This is a genomic window from Lacticaseibacillus zeae DSM 20178 = KCTC 3804 (assembly GCF_000260435.1).
Classification (GTDB): domain Bacteria; phylum Bacillota; class Bacilli; order Lactobacillales; family Lactobacillaceae; genus Lacticaseibacillus; species Lacticaseibacillus zeae.
The window spans coordinates 1-20,207 of the sequence record NZ_BACQ01000054.1 but is presented as its reverse complement, the minus strand read 5'-3'; the positions used below and the strand labels follow the sequence as shown (position 1 = coordinate 20,207).

The 20,207-nt window shown below is 50.3% G+C and carries 11 protein-coding genes and 2 pseudogenes; 12 read left to right on the top strand and 1 reads right to left on the bottom strand.

What is annotated here, in order from left to right:
* Positions 1–109 precede the first annotated feature (109 nt).
* The 4 genes and pseudogenes from nrdJ to GSO_RS10900 all read left to right on the top strand — a co-directional run bounded on the left by nrdJ (position 110) and on the right by GSO_RS10900 (position 3,886).
* A complete protein-coding gene (nrdJ, locus tag GSO_RS10915; protein ID WP_010492103.1) occupies positions 110–2,356 on the top strand; it encodes a ribonucleoside-triphosphate reductase, adenosylcobalamin-dependent in 2,247 nt (748 codons plus the stop codon).
* Between the two features lie 26 nt (positions 2,357–2,382).
* Complete coding sequence (locus GSO_RS10910; RefSeq protein ID WP_025013291.1) at positions 2,383–2,772, top strand: DUF4430 domain-containing protein; 390 nt, start codon at positions 2,383–2,385, stop codon at positions 2,770–2,772.
* Positions 2,769–3,384: pseudogene (locus GSO_RS10905) on the top strand (ECF transporter S component). Before GSO_RS10910 ends, GSO_RS10905 begins: the two are co-directional and overlap by 4 nt.
* On the top strand, positions 3,335–3,886 hold the full coding sequence (locus tag GSO_RS10900) for a cob(I)yrinic acid a,c-diamide adenosyltransferase (RefSeq protein ID WP_010492097.1): 552 nt from the start codon (positions 3,335–3,337) through the stop codon (positions 3,884–3,886). Before GSO_RS10905 ends, GSO_RS10900 begins: the two are co-directional and overlap by 50 nt.
* Positions 3,887–3,956: 70 nt before the next feature.
* Here the strand turns inward: GSO_RS10900 and GSO_RS10895 are convergent, their stop codons facing one another.
* Complete coding sequence (locus tag GSO_RS10895; protein ID WP_010492096.1) at positions 3,957–5,432, bottom strand: amidase; 1,476 nt, start codon at positions 5,430–5,432, stop codon at positions 3,957–3,959.
* 424 nt (positions 5,433–5,856) lie between these two features.
* Here GSO_RS10895 and mgtA point away from each other — a divergent pair, with 424 nt between their 5' ends.
* The 8 genes and pseudogenes from mgtA to GSO_RS17835 all read left to right on the top strand — a co-directional run.
* Positions 5,857–8,487: a magnesium-translocating P-type ATPase gene (gene mgtA / locus GSO_RS10890; protein WP_010492094.1), complete on the top strand. Its 2,631-nt coding sequence runs from the start codon at positions 5,857–5,859 to the stop codon at positions 8,485–8,487.
* A gap of 171 nt (positions 8,488–8,658) precedes the next feature.
* The gene (gene rplK / locus GSO_RS10885) at positions 8,659–9,084 is read left to right on the top strand and encodes a 50S ribosomal protein L11 (protein WP_005688081.1); all 426 of its coding nucleotides are present in this window, start codon (positions 8,659–8,661) and stop codon (positions 9,082–9,084) included.
* Positions 9,085–9,182: 98 nt separating this feature from the next.
* On the top strand, positions 9,183–9,872 hold the full coding sequence (rplA, locus tag GSO_RS10880; protein ID WP_010492086.1) for a 50S ribosomal protein L1: 690 nt from the start codon (positions 9,183–9,185) through the stop codon (positions 9,870–9,872).
* A 189-nt stretch (positions 9,873–10,061) separates the two neighbouring features.
* Positions 10,062–11,435, top strand: a complete 1,374-nt coding sequence (locus tag GSO_RS10875; RefSeq protein ID WP_010492084.1) for an NAD-dependent succinate-semialdehyde dehydrogenase — start codon at positions 10,062–10,064, stop codon at positions 11,433–11,435.
* A 428-nt stretch (positions 11,436–11,863) separates the two neighbouring features.
* Complete coding sequence (locus tag GSO_RS10870) at positions 11,864–13,417, top strand: glycosyltransferase family 4 protein (RefSeq protein ID WP_010492082.1); 1,554 nt, start codon at positions 11,864–11,866, stop codon at positions 13,415–13,417.
* Positions 13,414–14,910, top strand: coding sequence for a glycosyltransferase (locus GSO_RS10865; RefSeq protein ID WP_010492080.1), 1,497 nt, complete (start codon positions 13,414–13,416; stop codon positions 14,908–14,910). Before GSO_RS10870 ends, GSO_RS10865 begins: the two co-directional genes overlap by 4 nt.
* 132 nt (positions 14,911–15,042) lie before the next feature.
* Positions 15,043–15,114, top strand: a pseudogene (locus GSO_RS18580) (KxYKxGKxW signal peptide domain-containing protein); the annotation flags it as partial.
* A partial coding sequence (locus GSO_RS17835) for a pectate lyase-like adhesive domain-containing protein (RefSeq protein ID WP_010492078.1) occupies positions 15,114–20,207 on the top strand: 5,094 nt, incomplete at its 3' end. The pseudogene GSO_RS18580 and the gene GSO_RS17835, both read left to right, overlap by 1 nt.

Here is a 20,207-nt window from a genome sequence, read left to right as displayed (position 1 = left end):
CCGCGTTGAGCAGGTGGTTGCCAACATTAACAATTTGTTATTGATTAATCTATATCTTGATATTAGGTTCGTTTGGCTATACCATATCTTGTATACGGGAGGTACAGCTATGCAAGTTATGATGAAACCGATCACCTTGGCACCTGATTTTATTGCCGAGGTCAAGAAAGAAATTAAGCCACACTGGGGTGAACTGGGGTGGGTCACGTATAAGCGGACCTATGCCCGGTGGTTGCCGGATCAACAACGGACCGAGAATTGGGACGAAACCGTCAAACGAGTGGTTGAGGGGAATATTAACCTTGATCCGCGGTTACATACAGCCAATCCCGATTCAGAAGTCGTGGACGAACTGCAAAAAGAGGCACGGAATCTTTTCAAGCTTATTTACGGGCTGGCCGGCACGCCATCTGGTCGTAACCTGTGGATTTCCGGAACCGATTATCAAAAGCGCAATGGCGATGCCTTGAATAATTGCTGGTTCATTGCCATTCGTCCGCAGCCATATGGTGAGTCGCATATCGTCCCGACAGATTTTTCGGCTGGCCAGCCTGCTGTCTCGATGCCGTATTCCTTTATGTTTGACGAATTGATGAAAGGCGGCGGCGTCGGTTTTTCCGTCACCAAAGACAACATTGCCAAATTGCCGCCAGTCGCAAACGCCGTTGACCTGACGATTGTGATTGATCGCAACAGTGCCAGCTATGCGGAATCACTGAAAATGGGCGCGGTTGATCGGGAAGCTTGGGAACAGGCGCATGCAGCCGAACATAATGATCGCTACGTTTTGCCTGATACCCGTGAAGGCTGGGTTTTAGCCAACGCCAAGGTGATTGATCATCATTTTGCAACGACCAATCCTAGTGGTCAGACCAAGCTGGTGCTGGATATCAGTCGGATTCGGCCAAAAGGTGCCCGGATTCATGGCTTTGGCGGCACGGCTTCCGGCCCGATGCCATTAGTCGAGATGTTGCTGGATATTAACAAGGTGCTTAATGCGCGGGTTGGCCAGCGATTGACCGCGGTTGACGCCACGGATATCGGCAACTTGATCGGTAAGACAGTGGTGGCCGGCAATGTGCGGCGTTCCGCTGAAATGTCATTAGGCTCGGCCGATGATGACGCATTCATCACGATGAAGCAGGATCAAAAAAAGCTTTATCATCACCGCTGGGCATCTAATAACAGTGTCGCGATTGATACGCAGTTTGACGCTTATGCACCGATTGCGACCGCCATTGCCAAAAATGGCGAACCGGGGGTTGTGAACCTCGATTTATCACGTCGTTTCGGCCGGATTGTCGATGGCGAAAATGCGGCTAACGATCCGGATGTTGAAGGTACCAATCCATGTGGCGAGATTTCGTTAGCCAATGGTGAACCGTGCAATCTGTTTGAACTCTTTCCGGTCGTTGCGGTGCAACAAGGCTGGAAGTTGAAGCAAGCCTTCGCACTGGCAACGCGGTATGCCAAGCGGGTAACCTTCAGCAATTACGACTGGCAGGTTTCCCGTGATATTATTAGGAAGAATCGCCGCATCGGCATTTCGATGTCCGGAATTCAGGATTGGTTCCTGGATGATTTCGGTCATCGCGTCGTCTCCGGATTTGAACCGGTTGTGGATCCGCACACCGGTAAAATGCTTGAGAAGCCGATTTATAATCCGGAAATCAAGCAAGCAGTGGATAGCTTGTATCACGCGGTTGTTGATGCGGATCAGGCTTATTCCGATGCATTGGGCTGTGAGCCTTCCCGCAAACACACCACGGTTAAGCCATCGGGAACCGTTGCTAAATTGGCAGGCGTTTCAGAAGGCATGCACTTCCATTATGCCGGTTATTTGATTCAGCGCATTCGCTTCCAGGCCAACGACCCGTTACTGCCGGCTTTGAAAGCATGCGGTTATCATATTGAGCCGGATGTTTACACCAAGAACACGATGGTCGTCGAGTTCCCGATTCGCGCGGCGCATGCTGACGATCCGGCATTTGCTTCGGCCGGAACGGTTTCGATTGCTGAACAGATTGCGACCCAAGCGTTCCTACAGACATACTGGTCGGATAATGCCGTCAGCTGCACGGTCACCTTCCAGCCGGAAGAAGCCGATCAGATTGCCGGATTGTTGTCGCAGTATCGGCACGTGATCAAGTCAACATCCATGTTGCCATACGTTGGCTCAGGCTTCAAACAGGCGCCAAAAGAGCCGATTGATGCAGACACCTATCAGCAAAAGTGCGCCAAGATTCACGGATCGGTCGCAGCTGTTTTTGCCGCCCAAAATGCCAATCATGATCAAAAAGATCTGGAATTAGTTGACCAGACGGATTGTGCTGGCGGCGCTTGCCCAATTAAGTAAAAATGCGGAGGAAATTGAAGGTTATGTTGAAGAAAGCTTTACGTTCACTGGTTGTCTTTTTTGCAGCAATGTTTGTGCTAGCTGGGTGCAGCAACAGTTCGAGCAGTGCTGCCAAATCCAGCAGCAAGCCGAACCAGATTGTGGTCACTTACCAGCTGAAGCAAAATGGCAAGGCGTTTGCAAAGAAAAAGATTACCCAGCCGAAAAAGTCAGTGGTGATGACCGGTCTGAAAAAAGGTTGGTCGGTCAAGGCTTCGAAAGGGTTTATCACTGAGATTGCCGGCAAGAAGCAAAATGTTGCCAAGAAGACTTACTGGCTGTACACCATCAATGGCAAGATGGCGAAAAAAGGCGCCACAACGCAACCGGTCAAGAACCACGATAAAGTCGTTTTTGACCTGAGTGTTACCAAATGAAGCTGCCAGCGTCAGCCAAAAAGCCATCGCCTGTTCGGGCGGTGGCTTTGCTTGGTCTATTGACGGCTTTGTGCACGGTTTTGCGGATTGTTAAAGTGCCGATTCCCAACGTTCAGCCAGTGACAGATATTTTGATGGTCGTGACGTTGTTACTCGGACTGCGCTGGGGACTCGGCTTGACTGTCAGTACGCTGGTGGTCTCCAACCTTGTCTTAGGGTTCGGCTTGTGGACGTTGCCGCAAATCGCGGCTTATATGATCTGCATGCTCGTGTTGCAAGCGATTGTGCTGATGTTGCCGGTCGTTCGGCGCCAGCTCTGGCTCCAAATCGGCTTGGCCGGGTTGCTGGGGTACCTTTACGGGTTTGTTGTCAGTCTGGGGATGGCGGTCATCGGCAGTTTGAATGGACTGGGTTTTTGGGCGTATTATATCAGTGGTTTGTTGTTTGATACTTATCATGCGATCGGAAATCTTGTTTTTTATCCGATTGTGTTGTTGGTGTTGCAGCAAGGACTGAAACAGTTCAATCGCGGATAACGCTCTTACGGAAAAGAGGACTCGGCATGAAACTTTACACAAAAGTCGGCGATCACGGTGCCACGAAACAGATTAATGGTAAGAAAGTGCCGAAATATGACCCGCAAATTATTGCATTGGGCGATTTGGACGAGCTTGATTCATGGCTCGGCTATGTCGCGTCGCAAGCAACTGCAACACCGGGGTTTGATTGGCTTGCGCAGGCGTTGAAAGATCGGCAGCGGGAGCTTTATGAGTTGCTGGCCGACGTTGCGGTACCGCGGCACCACACCATTACCGAAGCGCATGTCAAGGCACTGGAAGATGCGATTGATGACATGATGGCCCAGGTGCCGCGCATCACCGCTTTTGTGTTACCCGGTGGCCATCCGCTGGCAGCGGCGTTGCAATATGGCCGCGCCGTGGCACGTCGGGCAGAGCGCTCGCTGGATCTGCTGGCTGAAGGAGACAAGACGGTCACTGCGGTGGTTTTGCAATACAGCAATCGACTGTCTGATTACCTTTTTGCATTGGCACGTTACGTCAATTTCAAAGCAGGCGTTCCTGAAGTGAAAAGTAAGAAAGCACATAAGGGATAGAAAAGGCCTTAATCCGGTTTTCACTGGACTAAGGCTTTTCGTTTGCACACAAATTGTCATTGAGAATGGCTTATTCTGCCTGTGAAATATCATCCGACTCGCTTAGTGGATACATTTGTAACAGGTTGTGCTGCTCGAACCAATAACCAAGCCGCAGTAACTGATCTTCGCGACCCTTCGCAGCCACAAACTGAATGCCCAGCGGTAGGCCATCCGGTGATATCGCGGTGGGTAAGCTAATGGCCGGGGCGCCGGTTAAGTTGGCTTGTTGGGTGAACGGCGAGTATGCGAGGCTGGGCTCAAATAAATCCCAGACGAGCTGCTTTTGCTCATCCGGCGCAAGCTCAGCTGCATGTTTCATTTTATCGACGATGGCAGGTGATTGTAGCTCAGCATCAATGCGCGGCGCTGTTTTGGCTGTCGTTGGCGTTAACAGTAGATCATAGCTGTCGTGGAAATGACTGTAAGCTTCGGCTGCCTGATCCCAGACATCCAACGAGCGGCTATAGTCAGCGGCCGTTGTGTGCAATCCGGCTTGATAAATGGCCCACGTGACGGGTTCGACGTCTTCCGCAGTGACCGCGCGGCCGGTTTGCTCGGTATAGGCTTGGAACATGGCCGCCGTCTCGCCGCCGTTCATCAAATAATAAGCCTTCATCAATGCCGTGCCATCCACATCGGGTTGTGCTTCAACAACCGTGTGGCCAGCCGCGCGCAACGCATCCACGACTAACGCAACTGCTTTAACTGCCGTGGCGCTAACCGGTGTTCCGACGGGCGATTGCGTGGTGTAGGCGATTTTTAACGGCCGCGGGTCATTGACGTCTTCGAGATGCAACGGTGACGCATTAAACGGTGCGGCTAATTGGGTAGTTGCCAGTCCGCGCAACAAGGCTTCAGTGTCAGCCATAGTGCGGGTCAAGGCAAAATTAATGGAAGCACCTTGCCACCCGCGCCACTCACCAGGCCCGGTCGGCACCCGGCCGCGGGTAGGTTTTAAGCCGATTAAGCCGGAAAAAGAAGCGGGGATCCGAATCGAACCGCCACCGTCAGATCCGGCAGCAAGCAGACTGATGCCAGCCGCGACCAACGCCGCCGCCCCGCCGGAAGAGCCACCTGGCGAATAGTCCAGATTCCACGGATTGCGTGCCGGACCGTAAAGCGTGGCATCAGTGATATTTTTAAAGCCGAACTCCGGGACATTACTTTGACCGATGATCACAAAACCCAGTGCCTGTAATGCCTTGACAAAGTTGTTGGTGCTGGTAGCTTTGGCATCTTTGAATAGTCGACTGCCCGCTGTGGCCGGTGCGCCGGCGAAGTTTTGCCCCAGGCCTTTCAAGACCAGCGGCACACCCAAGAATGGTTGGCCGGTGTCTTTCAGTTGCGCGGCATCGTGTTTGGCAGCCGCAAACCTTGTCCAGGTGATGGCATTCAGTTTGGGATTGAGCTTGGCAATTTTATCGGCCGCCGCATCGATTAAGTCGGCGCTGGTAATGGCGCCGGCACGAATCGCGGCAGCTTGGGCTAATGCTGAAGAAATCATTAATTTTTCCCCCAAGAAGGTCTTCCTGACAACAATGCTACTTTAGTTATCTTTGACAACCATCTTACTGTCAAGTTATTCTTTGAGTAAAGCTAATTGCTTACAATTATTCGTAACTTTTCGGCAGATTTACAGGAAGGAGTGAACAAAGGACTTAATGGAACAAGATAATAGCGACGAAGCACCCACGAAGACATGAACGCAATAATTAAGTGGAAGGTGCTCATGTGGCTTCAGTGGAAAAATTGTGAAATGTATTCATGACCGGCTGACAAGTGATTTTCTTTGGAAGTTATCTGTCAGGTGGCCGGCCTTGCGTCATCACGAGGCTTAATGAAGACAGCCACTCAAACAAGAAAGGAACTATATAAAAGTTTATTGATGCCAAAACGGCATGCTTCCACATTTTATATAACAAGAGATGATGTTCAAGAAAACCATAACAAGGCATAACGCTTCTACCCAGGAAAAAACGGCGGCGTTGATGCAATATAGCCAGCAGCAGCCACAGGAGGTTCTGGCGACACTGAGAACCCGTGAAGCAGGTCTGAAGCCTGCCGAGGCCGCCGATCGTCTGGAAGAAACGGGATCCAATACCGTCGTGACCCAACATCCGCGGCCGTGGTATTTGATTTTGTTTGCCGCTTTTAATGAACCTTTTGTCTGGGTCCTGCTTTTATTATGCATCGTTTCCATTATGACGGCGGATTATGACGGTGCCCGAATGATGGGGCTGATGATTACGCTCTCTGTTTCGATTCACTTTTGGCAGGAATATCGGTCGCAAAAAGAAAGCCATGCGCTGGCTGCCTTGATTGCCAATACGACAGCGGTGACGCGTGACGGGCAAACGCAGGAGCGGCCGATGGATGAAGTCGTACCGGGCGACATTGTTCAGCTGGCAACTGGTGATATGATTCCGGCTGATGCTTATTTGATTGCGGCGCATGACTTGTTCGTCAATCAGTCGTCCTTTACCGGTGAAGCGATGCCGGTGGAGAAAACAGCCGGCAAAGCCACTTTAGAACGGGAGCAAAGTCTTTTTGATGCGCCGAATCTGGTCTTCATGGGAACAGACGTGATTTCCGGTTCTGGCACCGCGGTCATTTTGAAAACCGGGGATGCCACTTATTTTGGCGATATGGCGAATCAAATCGGCCATAAACCCGCGCCGACTAGCTTCGAACAAGGGATGCGAGCCATCAGTCGGGTTTTGATCAGCATGATGCTGGTATTGGTGCCGGTGGTGTTCGTGATCAACGGCATTACCAAGCAGGATTGGTCCCAGGCGTTCTTTTTTGCGATTGCGGTCGCGGTGGGGTTGACCCCAGAAATGTTGCCGATGATCGTCAATAGCAATCTGGCAAAAGGTGCGCTTGCCATGTCGAAACGAAAAGTTATTGTGAAACGGCTGCACGCGATCCAAAATCTCGGAGCCATCGATACGCTTTTTACCGATAAAACCGGCACGATTACCGAAGATCGCGTGGTCGTGATGCGGTATGTTGACGCGACTGGGGCCACCGATCCGGCGGTGCTGCGGATGGCGTATATGAATGCCAATTATCAGACCGGCTGGCATAACTTGATGGATACGGCAGTGGTGAATTACGCGCATGAGCACGAGGCAATTTTGGCGGACTTGCCCGCGGGATTAACCAAAATCGATGAAATTCCGTTTGATTTTGAGCGGCGGCGGCTGACGGTCGTCGTCGCCAATGAGGACCACCAGTGGATGATCACCAAAGGGGCATTTGAGGAAATGCTGGCGGTGTGTGATCGGGTCGAGCTGCATGGTGAAGTGCTGCCGATCACCCCGGAGCGGCTCAAGCAACTTCAACATACGAACGCGGCCATGAGTGGTCAGGGGATGCGGATGATTGTGGTGGCTTACCGGCAAGATGTCCATCAACAGGAAATTTATACGACCGCTGACGAACAGCATATGGTGATCGCCGGTTTTCTGGGCTTTCTGGATCCAGCCAAGCCAGATGCCAAAGAGGCGGTTGGCTTATTGCGGAACCACGGCGTTCGCGTGAAAGTTTTGACTGGTGATAATGCCATTATTACGCAACATGTTGCCGAAGAGGTGGGCATTGCCAATCAGCTTGTTGTCACGGGAAATGATGTCGAGTCCATGGACGACCAGGCATTACGGCAGGCTGTCGAGTCGACGGATCTGTTCGTGAAGCTCAGCCCGTTGCAAAAAGCGCGGATTATTAAAACCATGCGGGCAGCCGGACATACGGTTGGGTACATGGGTGATGGCATCAATGACACCGCCGCACTGCGCGAAGCCGACGTCAGTATCAGTGTCGATACGGCTGCGGACATCACCAAAGACGCGAGCGGCATTATTTTGCTGGAAAAGAGTCTGCTGGTGCTTGAAGATGGCATTCTTGAGGGACGACGGGTCTATGCCAACGCCATGAAGTACATTAAAATGACGATCGCCTCGAATTTTGGGAATGCCTTTTCGGTTTTGGTTGCCAGCATTTTTCTACCGTTCCTACCGATGCTGGCGATTCAGCTGCTGGTGCAAAATTTGATTTATGATACGTCGCAAATGACCATTCCCTGGGATAATGTGGATGACGCAACGTTAGCCAAGCCGACCCCGTGGCGCGCTAAGGGGTTGCTGCGGTATACGTTGACATTCGGGCCGTTAAGTTCGCTCTTTGACATCACAACATTCCTATTCTTATGGTTTGGGCTCGGAATCGGGGCTCATGCGGCCAGTTTGCCGGCACAGCATGTTTTTCAGGCAGGCTGGTTTGTTGTCGGCCTGTTCACCCAATCGTTAGTCGTGCACGTTTTGCGGACGCGGGTGACACCATTTTGGCGGGCGCCGGCATCGGCCATCGTCATCCTGTCGACCATGCTGGCTCTGTTGGTGGGGTTGTTCCTTATTCTGTCGCCGCTGCATCGTGCCTTTGACTTTGCGGTGTTGCCACTTAGTTATTGGCCAGGGGCGGCGCTCATCGTATTGACTTACCTAATCGTTGTTGAATGCGTTAAGCGGTTGTATTTAAAACACGGCTGGCCGTGGTTATGAACATGGTTTGCTTGTCGGAAAGAGCTTAGGGCCTGCAGGGATTCTTTTTCAACGCTCTTGCCTTTTATACATGGGCGTGCTACGCTACTTAAGTATGTTTTCAGCATACGCGTGGGAGGCCAAAACTTCTGGCCATCATAACCACATCACGGACTTAAGGAGGTATGTCTCGTGGCTAAAAAAGTAGCAAACATTGTCAAACTCCAAATTCCTGCTGGGAAAGCAACCCCAGCTCCTCCGGTTGGCCCTGCACTTGGGCAAGCCGGTATCAATATTATGGGGTTCACCAAGGATTTCAATGCACGTACGGCTGATCAAGCCGGCATGATTATCCCGGTTGTCATCACGGTTTATGAAGATCGTTCATTTGACTTCGTAACCAAGACCCCGCCGGCTGCAATTCTTTTGAAGAAAGCTGCTGGTGTTGAACATGGTTCCGGCGAACCGAATACCAAGAAGGTTGCTAAGGTAACCAAGGCTCAGGTCAAGGAAATCGCCGAAACAAAGATGCAAGACCTTAACGCTGCCGATGTTGAAGCGGCTATGCGCATGGTTGAAGGAACGGCTCGTTCGATGGGCTTCGAAGTCGAAGACTAAGACGCACTGTTCGGATTCTCAGTGAAAACTGAGGTAATCAGGTGGAAGGGAGAAAACTGATCTCCCAGTGACCACATTTGCAAGGAGGAAAACCCAGAATGGCTAAAAAAGGTAAAAAGTATTTAGAGGCTGCTAAAGCGGTTGATTCAAATAAGCAGTACACCCCTGAAGAAGCGGTTAATCTGCTGAAGAAAATCGACTATGCCAAGTTCGACGAAACTGTCGAAGTTGCCTATCGTTTAAACGTTGACCCAAAGCAGGCTGACCAACAGATCCGTGGCGCAGTTGTGCTGCCAAACGGAACCGGTAAGACGTCGAAGGTTATCGTTTTTGCCCAAGGCGACCAAGCCAAGGCTGCTGAAGACGCCGGTGCTGACATTGTTGGTGCCGAAGATTTGGTACAAAAGATTCAAGATGGCTGGTTGGACTTTGATGTTGCCGTTGCAACACCACCGATGATGGCTCAGGTTGGTCGTTTGGGCCGGGTTCTTGGCCCGAAAGGCTTGATGCCTAACCCGAAGACCGGCACCGTTACCATGGACACTGCCAAAGCTGTCAATGATATCAAAGCCGGCCAAGTTGCTTATCGTGTTGACAAGGCAGGTATTATCCATGCCCCAATCGGCAAGAAGAGCTTCGATGCTGACAAGCTGCTTGAAAACTTCAAAGCCATGAACGACATCGTTTTGAAGGCACGCCCAGCAAGTACAAAGGGTATCTACATCAAGAGCCTGACGCTGACGTCTACCATGGCGCCCGGCATTAAGGTTAACCCGACTGACTTCTAAAATAATGATTATTTTGAGACTCGCTGAAACTGGCGGGTCTTTTTCTTTTGCGTTAAATTTAAAATGGCGTATGCGCTTGGGCTGCAAGGAATTTGCCGATTTCGCCCGCCGCGGGAACGGTGTGCAGTTGGCATCTATCAAGGGAATACGCTATGATTAAGTAAGGACACGAAGGGAGCGTTTACAAAAATGGCTTATCAAACCGTTGATCCGAACACGAACACTTTAGAGAAGACTTATGCGAACACAACGCCTGCGCAAATCGGCGAAATGCTGACAACCGGGCATGCGTTTTATAAGGCACAGCGTAATCTTGATCCGGCAACGCGCGCCGCAACGTTACACGCAGTTGCCGCTTATTTCCGAGATAATGCAGATGAAATGGCTGCGATTATCACTAAAGAAATGGGCAAACGCACGGAAGAAGCTTTAGGTGAAGTCGAACTTTGTGCTGAAATTGCTGACATGTACGCTGACCGGGCGCCGGCACTGTTGAAGCCGCAGCCGATTAACAGCACGGCTGGCGCTGCAGTGACGAATCACGTTGCTACCGGAATCGTGTTTGGTGTCGAACCCTGGAATTTCCCGTATTATCAATTAATGCGGGTTTTTGCACCGAACTTCATGGTTGGCAATGCCGTCATCATCAAACCGGCAAGCAACGTACCGGCCAGCGGACTCGAATTTGAAAAGGCCGTACTGGCAGGCGGTGCGGACAAAGGCGCTTTCCAAATTGCCTTAATCGGCCACGATGATACCGAAACCTTCATCAAAGATCCGCGGGTTGCTGGTGTATGCCTGACCGGTTCTGAAGGTGCCGGTTCGCATGTTGCGGCGCTTGCCGGCAAGTACTTAAAGAAATCGTTGATGGAATTAGGCGGGATGGATGCCTTTCTGGTTTTAGACGGCGCCGATCTTAGCAGCGTCATTCCGGAAGCAGTCAAGACTCGGTTAATGAATTGCGGCCAAGTCTGCACCAGCTCCAAACGGTTTATTGTGCTAGATAAGTACTATGACGATTTTGTAGCCGGGTTGAAGAAGGGCTTTGAAAGTGTCAAAATCGGTGATCCAAGCGATCCTTCAGTTGACGTTGGCCCATTGAACAGTCAAAAAGCCAAGGACAAGCTCCAAGGTCAGGTTGATACGGCGATCGAGCATGGTGCCAAGGTCGTTTATGGCAATACGCCAGTTGATCTGCCAGGCGCATTCTTCCAGCCGACCATTTTGACAGACATCGACAAGGATAACCCTGCTTACCACACCGAATTATTTGGCCCAGTTGCCTGTGTTTACAAGGTACACTCTGAAAAGGAAGCTATTGAGCTTGCTAATGATGTACCTTATGGCCTTGGCGGTGCAGTCTTTGCCGGCGATACCAATCACGCTGCAGAAGTTGCCGCGCAGATTGAAACCGGTATGGTCGGTGCTAACCAAAGTCAGAGTTACAATGCTGAATTGCCATTTGGCGGCGTTAAGAACTCCGGTTACGGCCGTGAACTTGGCGATTTAGGTCTGTTTACATTTGTTAATGAACAAACCGTTACCCGGGCACTGCGCAAGTAACGGGTGTTCAAGCGTGTGTTAAGTGGTCATTGCTACCATGACAGATTGAACGAAGAAACTTTTTAATAGTGAAAGAAAGACGCCATCGCGATTTTGCCGCGATGGCGTCTTTGTTTGTGAACGTGACCTAAATTCTGGCCTACAACGCGTGAAAAGCCACATGAAATTTAAAAAGTCAAAAATTGTAACCGTTTTCTTGACGTTGGCGTATTAATATTTTTGCTGATAATAGTATTATATAAATGTAACCTAAGTTATGATATTTAAATATTTATACAAGAGAAGTCCTTTGGAACGTTAACCTGGTAGCTTTCAAAGGACTTTGATTGCCTTTAGGAGGAGTGAATATAATCGCTGTTTTGACAATATTTTGCGAGTATTCGAGCTTTTAACTTTTGGGAGATTTTAACAACGAGGAGTGGTTGTGAGTGAACTATTTCATCAACTTCGGTATGCCGGCTAGCAAATCCGGGATCGAGCATGCTGAACTTAAGCGCAAGAGTCTTTTTGATAAGCACAAGGAGCCATACTGCTTTTTGCTGCGGGACTGGTCGCGGGATTTACATACAAATACAGCTAACGCAGGCATTACAGACGAGCATCTGATTAACATGTTTGATTATTACCAGAACACCTGTCATGTTGATCAGGTTCAGCTTTTGCCTGAAGAGGTCGACTTGGGGCTTAAGGATCTTAAGTACGACGATGAGTATAAACGTAACCGCGTTTTGGTTTCTCGAGCTGATGGCCGGTTGGCTGCGCGAATTAACTATGTCCGTGAAACCAGACAGGTTGTTTCGACGGAACTTTTTGATGGCGTTGAAAACCTGTATCAGGTTGCATTTTATGATTCACGCGGCTTCAAGTCCTTAATCCAGTGGTATACGCCGGACAACAAGATAGGCAACGAAGAGTGGCTGACACTAGATGGCCGCCCGGTGGTTAAGGCATTTAATAAGAAAGGTGAAGACGGCAAGATTAAACAAACCGGTTGGATACTGACCGATCGGAAAGGCAAACGTTTCCAGTTTGACACGATTGATGCGTTCTTTGAGCACTTCATCAATGATGTCAATGAAAGCGGCGAGAATGTCTTTATTTTGGATCGCTCGTTACTCGCTGATGAAGCCCTTATTCACTTGGACAAGCCAGCATACACAGTCATGCATCTGCACAATTCACATGCTGGCGATGCCCAGCGGCCGATGGATTCGGTCATGAATAACAACTACGAATACGCCTTAGTCAATGGCGCTAAGTATTCGGCGTTTGTATCGGCAACTAAGAAACAAGCCGTTGATGTTACGAAACGCTTTCCATATATCACCAAGTCCTTCGATATTCCGGTTGGTATTGTTCCAGATGACGTTCTCAATCGGCAACGCATTTTGTCCAAGAATCGTATTTTTGGGAAGGTCATTGCCGTTGCCAGAATTGCCCCGGAAAAGAATCTGGATAACTTAGTTCGGGCGATTGCGATTGTGCATAAACAAACGCCAGAAGTGACGCTTGACCTGTATGGTTACCCCGACGCAACGAATAACTATGCGGAGAAGAAGAAGATCGAAAAGACGATTAAGGAACTGTCGCTAGAAGATGTCGTCACCTTTAAAGGTTATACGGAGAACCTGGAGAGCGCTTATAACACGGCACAGATTTTCGGTTTGACCTCAATCATGGAAGGTTTTGATCTCTCCCTGCTGGAAGCCATCTCGCACGGTGTTGTTGGCGTCACTTACGATGTCAATTATGGTCCGAATGAAATTGTCGAGGACGGCGTGAACGGTTATGTCACTCCTTATGGCGATATCAAGGCATTAGCCGAGAAGATTCAGTCCTTATTTGCTGACAAGGACAAAATGCAACAAATGAGCACCAATGCTTACGAGTCGGCCAAACGCTATTCGGAAGAAAACGTCTGGCATAAATGGCAAAATCTCCTACAAGACGCAGAAAAGACGGAAGGAGGTGTCGCGAAATGATTTACATGGTTGGCGAAAATGTCTTCACTTTTAACTCCGGCACTGAATTCTCCCAGATGCAGCGGCTCAAGGCTTTTAAACGCAACGGGATTGAAGCAAAGCTGTTGGTGCGGAACTATAACCGATTCTTATATCGCGATGCTTCCCGAGCTGGCTTGGCCAAAGATGACTACATCAATATGTATGACTATTTTCAAGGGGTTGTCGGCCTTGAACGCAAAAAGCAGGAGCTCCGCTTGCTGGATTCCATTCCGTTGACGAAATACCACGTTGTCGGCATTGACAACAATTTGACAACGATTGATCTTCTGGGTCGAACCATTGCCAAGATTGCTGTTATGCCGGAAACCGTGGGCTTGGTTGGCAGCATCGATTATTTTGATCGGTTTGGTAATAAGGAACTGACCGAGTTCTGGGATTGGCGCGGGTTCAAATCGATGGAACAGAATTACAATCCTGACGAAACAGTTGCTGCCCAGAAGTTCTTCGATCGACAGGAACATGTGGTGCTGGAAATCGTGCACATGAACAAGAATGGCAAGCTTGCGCCGACCCTCTGGAAATTAATGAACTATCACGGCCATGACTACGCGTTTGATTCTGAAGACAGCTTGTTTCTGTTCTTCATGAACGAAATTACCAAGACAACGCCGGGACTCATGATTTCTGATCGGCGGACGCTTGATGCACCCGTGAAGCAGGTGGCGCATGCAACAGGGACCATCGCTTATATTCATGAAGGTGATCTGTTTATTGAAGGTGAAGGCAAGAAGAAAGTACCTAACCCTATTTACGACGAAGCATTGGACGAACAAAAGCCATTCACTGCCGTCTTCTTCGCCACCCGCGAACAGGCTAAGAGCCTCAGTGGCAAATGGCCGCACTTAACGATTAAGTCATCACCGGACACATTTGCTGAAGCGCAAGCCGATAATCATTCAGAGCCTGAGCATCCACATTTAACCTATATCGGTCGACTTTTCCCGGATAAACACATCGCTGACTTGATTGATGCATTCGAACAGGTCCACCAAGCCCGTCCGGACGCCGAATTGTTCCTTAAAGGTTATTTTTCCGATGATGATTACCATCACGAGATTACCGATAAGATTCACAAGAAAAAGCTCGATGATGCCATTCACTTGGTCAATTACAGTAATGACAATCACGACATTTTGGCGAAAACCACCGTGTTTATTTCAGCGGCAAAGTCGGAGGCTTTTGGGATGAACAGTCTTGAAGCGATGGCAGCCGGAGTACCGGTTGTCGCGTATGGCTGCCTCTTCCTGAAGAACAACCTTTTGATCAATGACCAGAACGGATTGGCCGTCGACAACATGACGCCAAGCAATTTGGGCAAGGCGGCACTTTCGGTATTGCAAGATGATCAGCTGTATCAACGGTTACAGGCTGGCGCATTGAAGACCGCAACCCAACACTCAGAAAAAGCATTTGTTGATGAATGGAAATCAGGGCTTTCTGAATTTCTTTAAGTCAATGTTCAGGTAGTTGTGAGCAGCATATTCCGGAAAGGAGATGGTGCCACGGGGGAACTGCTTTGAGGAGAATGGGTTGGAAACTAAGCATTTTTAGCTTACTCAATTATTTTTGAGAGGATCTTGAGTATGAAAAAGGTAAAGAGAACGAATGTTTTGGTCGAGAAGAAACGATACAAGATGTTCAAGTCGAAGAAAAAGTGGTTAATTGCACCACTTTCTTCCTTGGCGTCGGGTTGGGAACAGCCTTCGAACCAAACGAAGTTAAAGCTGATGTTCAAACGCCCAGCAGTTCCGTCTATACTGAAGCGTCTTCATCGGGAGCTAGTAGCGGCCAAAGTAGCGCCAGTAGCAGCGCTGCCGCAACTGCACAAAGCAGCGCAACTAGTGCTAGTCAAAGTAAAGTAGCTGCTGCCAGTACAGACAGCAGTAACAGTGCTGCCAGTAGCAGCCAAACCAGTAGCGTTGCAAGTTCTAGCCAAGGCAGTGCAAGCGTTGCGAGCGCCAGCCAAGGTAGCAGTAGCGTAGCCAGCGCTAGCCAGGGCAGTAAGAGTGATGCTAGCGCCAGTGCTTCAAGCAACAGCAAGAGCAACGCCAGCGATGGCAGTGCTAGTCAAGGTAGTAGCAGTTCTGCCAGCGATAGCAAGAGCAGTGATAGCGCGAACAGCAGCAGTGCCAGTCTGACAAGTGCTGCTGAGAGTGCTGCCAGTGCATCAAGTGCTAGCGCAAGCAGTGCCAGTGCTGCAAAAGCTGCAAAGAGCACACTTGCAGCCAGCTCAGACGCGACTGATTCTGGTTCCAGCGTTGACGTAAGCACGGCTTCTGAGTTCAGCGCAGCCATGGCAAATTCGGCTGTCAGCGAGATTAACGTGAAGTCTGATTTTGTTGACGATGCCTCAGTTGCTGATAGACAGACGTACGCATACCGCCAGAACCTTGTGATTAATGGTGGCGGCCACACGATCGATTTTCGAAAGCATTGGTTTGAACAAGATGCAACGGCCACTCAGAATGAAAGTCTCACGATCAATGACTTGACCATGTACGGCTACAGTTACTGGGGCCCGGTTACCATCATGGGGGTTAACCCTAGCTCAGGCTATGATCATTCAGTGACCTTTAATAATGTGACCTACACCGGTGCCCAATTAATGTACGGGAGAAGTACAAAGGTTTATATCGACGGAAAGACAACGGTTAATTCCGTGAAGACGTATACTTCACCGTTTGATACTTCCACTCAGCAAACACAAGCTACTGGGAGCCAGCAAAACTTTGAAGTTAGCTACATGGAAGTCAAAAGCGGCGCTACTTATACGGGTACTACTTATAGTGGGACGGCTGTTCAAGTTCACGGCGGTGGCTCGTTTATTGTCGATAAAGGTGCGACCGTTGATCTGCAGAGAACAAGTGCGACTGGCGCCAATGAAGACGGTTTTAATGCACTGATTTATACAAGTGGCTCAGTGGAGTTTAAAGAAGGATCGAAGGTTACTCTTAATAAGAATAAGCTTCAAGAAACTAACTTCTCACCGATTTATATCGACACTGGTGCCAATTTAACAGTCGACAAAGATGCAGTTGTTAATATTGATGGTGCGGCTGGCAATACGCCGATTAAGATTGTCGGTAATGGTACTGTCAACCTCAATGAAGGTTCATCAATGACCATTAACCAAACCGGGGATACGTTCGGCACTAATGGTGTCATTAATATCGCCGGTAGTGGCGGCTTTTATGTTGCGAGCGGCAGCACCCTTGCCGTTAATGTGACGGGGACAGATGCAGCTTCGATTAATGTCATCAAGACGACGGATAGTAGCCAATTGAGTTTTGCCCAGGATGCAACTGCCAAGCTGACGGTTAATGGTGGCACAGGTATTGCCCATGTGCTTAACATTGGCAATAACTCGAAGATTAATATTTATATGCCAAAGTCAATTCTTTTCAGCATTGAAGGTAATACGAATAGTGCTTCCAGCATTTTTGATGTTACTGGTAGTGGTGTGTTAACAGCCCAGTATGTCAAGATTAACCCTGATAATGGTAAGACCCCGTTTGGACCATACAAGTCTGTTTCTTATACATTAAGAAACAACGGCTCTACTTCAGCAACGGCGACAGTTCAAGGCTTAACTCCGGCTGCTGAAACTTCAGGTAAAGACCTTGCGGATGATTTTGCAACTGATACTAGCCTTGAATTCGTCACAGCCGCAGACAATTTTGTCACCGTTGATCCAGTCACCAACGAAACGACAACCCTCACAGGTAAAACCAGTGCGGATGGTTATGTCACGATTACTGGATTAAAGGGGCTTCCTGACGGCACTCTGACAGCAAACCCATATGATTCAACTAAGTATTTGGTACAAGCTGATGACAATGGAAACTGGAGTTATAAGCTGCCTGCCGGTGTCACGTTGACAGCAAATACATCCTTTAAAGTGGTTTCAAGCGATGCTTTCATCGTTAAAACCGCAACGGTGGTTGTTAATGATGCCGAAACACCAAAGCAGGCTTCCAGTGCTGCTAATAGTTCAAAGACGACCGCTAGTGCCGCTGACGGAACCAGTTCACAAGAAGCAGCAACCAACAGTTTTGCAAGTGCTGCAGGAAGTTATGCAAGTGAAGCGGAGACGATTGCCAAGAGCCAGGCTTCCAATGCGACGATTCAGTCACTAGCAAGCGATGCGCAGAAGCAGGCAAGCTTAGCATCTGATGCCGAAGCTGCGGCAAGCAAGAACTCAACTGCCGCTGCTGCAGCAGCTAAATCTGCAGCCAGTGCCGCCAGTGAAGCATCATCCGCGGCTGCTGCTGTAGCCAGTGACGATGCCTTAGCAAGTTCTGCTGCCGCTGCATATGATTCATACGCAGCCGAAGCCAGTGCTGCTTCTGCAGTCAATGACTCGGCAGGTCTTGCAACAGCGTCATCTGCCGCAAGTGCTGCTGCTGCGCAAATGAATGGGGCATTGTCTGACGCGCAAACAGCCGCAAAAGTGGCCGCAAGCGATGCAATCGTTGCAAGTAGTGCAGCCGTTGCCGCCGCAGCCGCTCAAAGTGAAGCGGTCAAGAGTGCAGCAGCCGCTTCAGCTGCAAGTAAGCAGGCACTCGATGACTTGAATAAGATCAAGGCTGCATTAAACAGTGACGCCAGTGGTGCAAGTTCCAGTGCTAGTCAAGCTGATAGTGCTTCGACGGCAACGCATGAATATGCGAGTGCTGCAAGTTCAAGCGCCAGTGAAGCTGGTTCCTATGCAAACAATGCCAAGTCCAGTGCCAGTGACGCAACGGGTCAGTCAAGCACAGCCGACAAACATGCCAGCACCGCTGCCTCAGCTGCTTCCAGTTATCCGAAGGATAGCGGGATCCAGTCGTATGCAAATGCGGCTAAGAGTGCTGCTGCGCAAGCAGATAGCAATGCAAGCATGGCCAATAGTGCTGCCACAGCTGGTTCAGCGGCTGCCAGTGATGCTAGTGATCAAGCTAAGACCGCTGGTAGTGCCGATGTTGTGGCAAGCAGCGCCGCTAAGGCCGCTAATGCCAACACGAGTGCTGCAGCCAGTGCTTCCAAGGCTGGTGACAGCAAGGCTGCCGCTAGTTACTCGACCGCTGCAAGTACGGCTGCAAGCAGCGCCAAGAGTGCTGAGTCGGTTGCCAGTGATGCCGCGGGCAAAGCAGCTTCCGATGATTCGGTAGCTTCTATTGCGGCCAGCAACGCAGCCAAGTACGACAAAGCTGCTAGTGACGCGAATGCCGCTGCAAGCAGTGCAGCGAGTGCTGCACAAAGTTCTGCAGCAGCGAAGAGCGATGCAAGTGGTGCCGACAGTGCTTCAACCGCAACCCACAGCTATGCGAGTGCCGCTAATTCTAGTGCTAGTGAAGCTGGTTCCTATGCAAACAACGCAAGCTCAAGCGCGAGTGATGCAACCGGTCACGCAAACAACGCAACGAGCAATGCTAGTGCTGCATCATCGACTGCTTCGAAGTACCCAAGCGATAGCGCTATTCAATCTGCTGCAAGCACGGCATCCAGTGCCGCTGCCAAAGCAAACAGCGCTGCCAGTGCCGCACATAGTGCTGCAGCTAAAGGCTCGGCCGCTGCCAGTGATGCCAGTGACCAAGCTAAGACCGCTGACAGTGCGGATGTTGTCGCAAGCAGCGCCGCTAAGACGGCTAATGCCAACACGAGTGCTGCGGCTAGTGCTTCCAAGGCTGGTGACAGCAAAGCTGCCACTAGTTACTCTGCAGCTGCAAGTACGGCTGCAAGCACTGCCAAGAGTGCTGAGTCAGTTGCCAGTGCTGCTGCCGGCAAAGCGGCTTCCGATGACTCGGTAGCTTCCTCTGCTGCGAGTGTTGCAAGTGACGCAGATAAGACGGCTAGTGATGCGGATAAGACCGCAAGCAGTGCTGCTAGTGCTGCGGCGTCTGATGCTGTCAATCATGATGCCAGCGGCGCTAGTTCCAGTGCCAATGGTGCTGATAGCTCATCGACCGCAACGCATAGTTATGCCAGTGCTGCCAATTCTAGTGCAAGCGAAGCTGGTTCTTATGCATCACAGGCTGGTTCCAGCGCCAGTGACGCTAATGGTCATGCAAGCAGTGCCGCGGATCATGCCAGCGATGCGTCATCAGCTGCTTCGAAGTATCCAAGTGACAGTGCTATTCAATCTGCTGCAAGCACGGCATCCAGTGCCGCTGCCAAAGCAAACAGCGCTGCCAGTGCCGCAAATAGTGCCGCTAAGGCTGGATCATCAGCCGCAAGTGATGCTAGCGACCAAGCCAGTGTTGCTTCAAGCGCCGATGCTAAAGCAAGCAGCGCGGCCAAAGCTGCAGATAGTGCGGCAAGTGCCGCATCTAGTGCAGCTAAAGCAGGCAATAGTAGTGCTGCCAGTGCTTTCTCCAGTGCGGCAAGTGCTGCTTCAAGCAGTGCCAAGAGTGCTGAGAGCCAAGCTAGCGATGCCGCAAGTGCTGCCGCTTCCGATGATTCGGTAGCTTCCAGTGCCGCGAGTGTTGCAAGTGATGCAGATAAGACGGCTAGTGATGCGGATAAGACCGCAAGCAGTGCTGCGAGTGCTGCGGCGTCTGATGCTGCCAAGCATGATGCCAGCGGTGCAAGTTCCAGCGCGAGTGGTGCCGATAGCTCATCGACCGCAACATCTAGCTATGCCAGTGCTGCAGGTTCTAGCGCAAGCGAAGCTGGGTCTTATGCATCGCAGGCAAGTTCAAGTGCAAGCGAAGCTAAGGATCATGCAAGCAGCGCCGACAGTGCTTCAAGTGCCGCTTCATCGGCCGCT

What these genes read in the sequence shown, in the direction of transcription:
- nrdJ (WP_010492103.1), top strand. Translation starts at nt 110, where the DNA reads ATGCAAGTTATGATGAAACCGATCACCTTGGCACCTGATTTTATTGCC.
- GSO_RS10900 (WP_010492097.1), top strand. Translation starts at nt 3,335, where the DNA reads ATGAAACTTTACACAAAAGTCGGCGATCACGGTGCCACGAAACAGATT.
- GSO_RS10895 (WP_010492096.1), bottom strand. Translation starts at nt 5,432, where the DNA reads ATGATTTCTTCAGCATTAGCCCAAGCTGCCGCGATTCGTGCCGGCGCC.
- mgtA (WP_010492094.1), top strand. Translation starts at nt 5,857, where the DNA reads ATGTTCAAGAAAACCATAACAAGGCATAACGCTTCTACCCAGGAAAAA.
- rplA (WP_010492086.1), top strand. Translation starts at nt 9,183, where the DNA reads ATGGCTAAAAAAGGTAAAAAGTATTTAGAGGCTGCTAAAGCGGTTGAT.
- GSO_RS10875 (WP_010492084.1), top strand. Translation starts at nt 10,062, where the DNA reads ATGGCTTATCAAACCGTTGATCCGAACACGAACACTTTAGAGAAGACT.
- GSO_RS10865 (WP_010492080.1), top strand. Translation starts at nt 13,414, where the DNA reads ATGATTTACATGGTTGGCGAAAATGTCTTCACTTTTAACTCCGGCACT.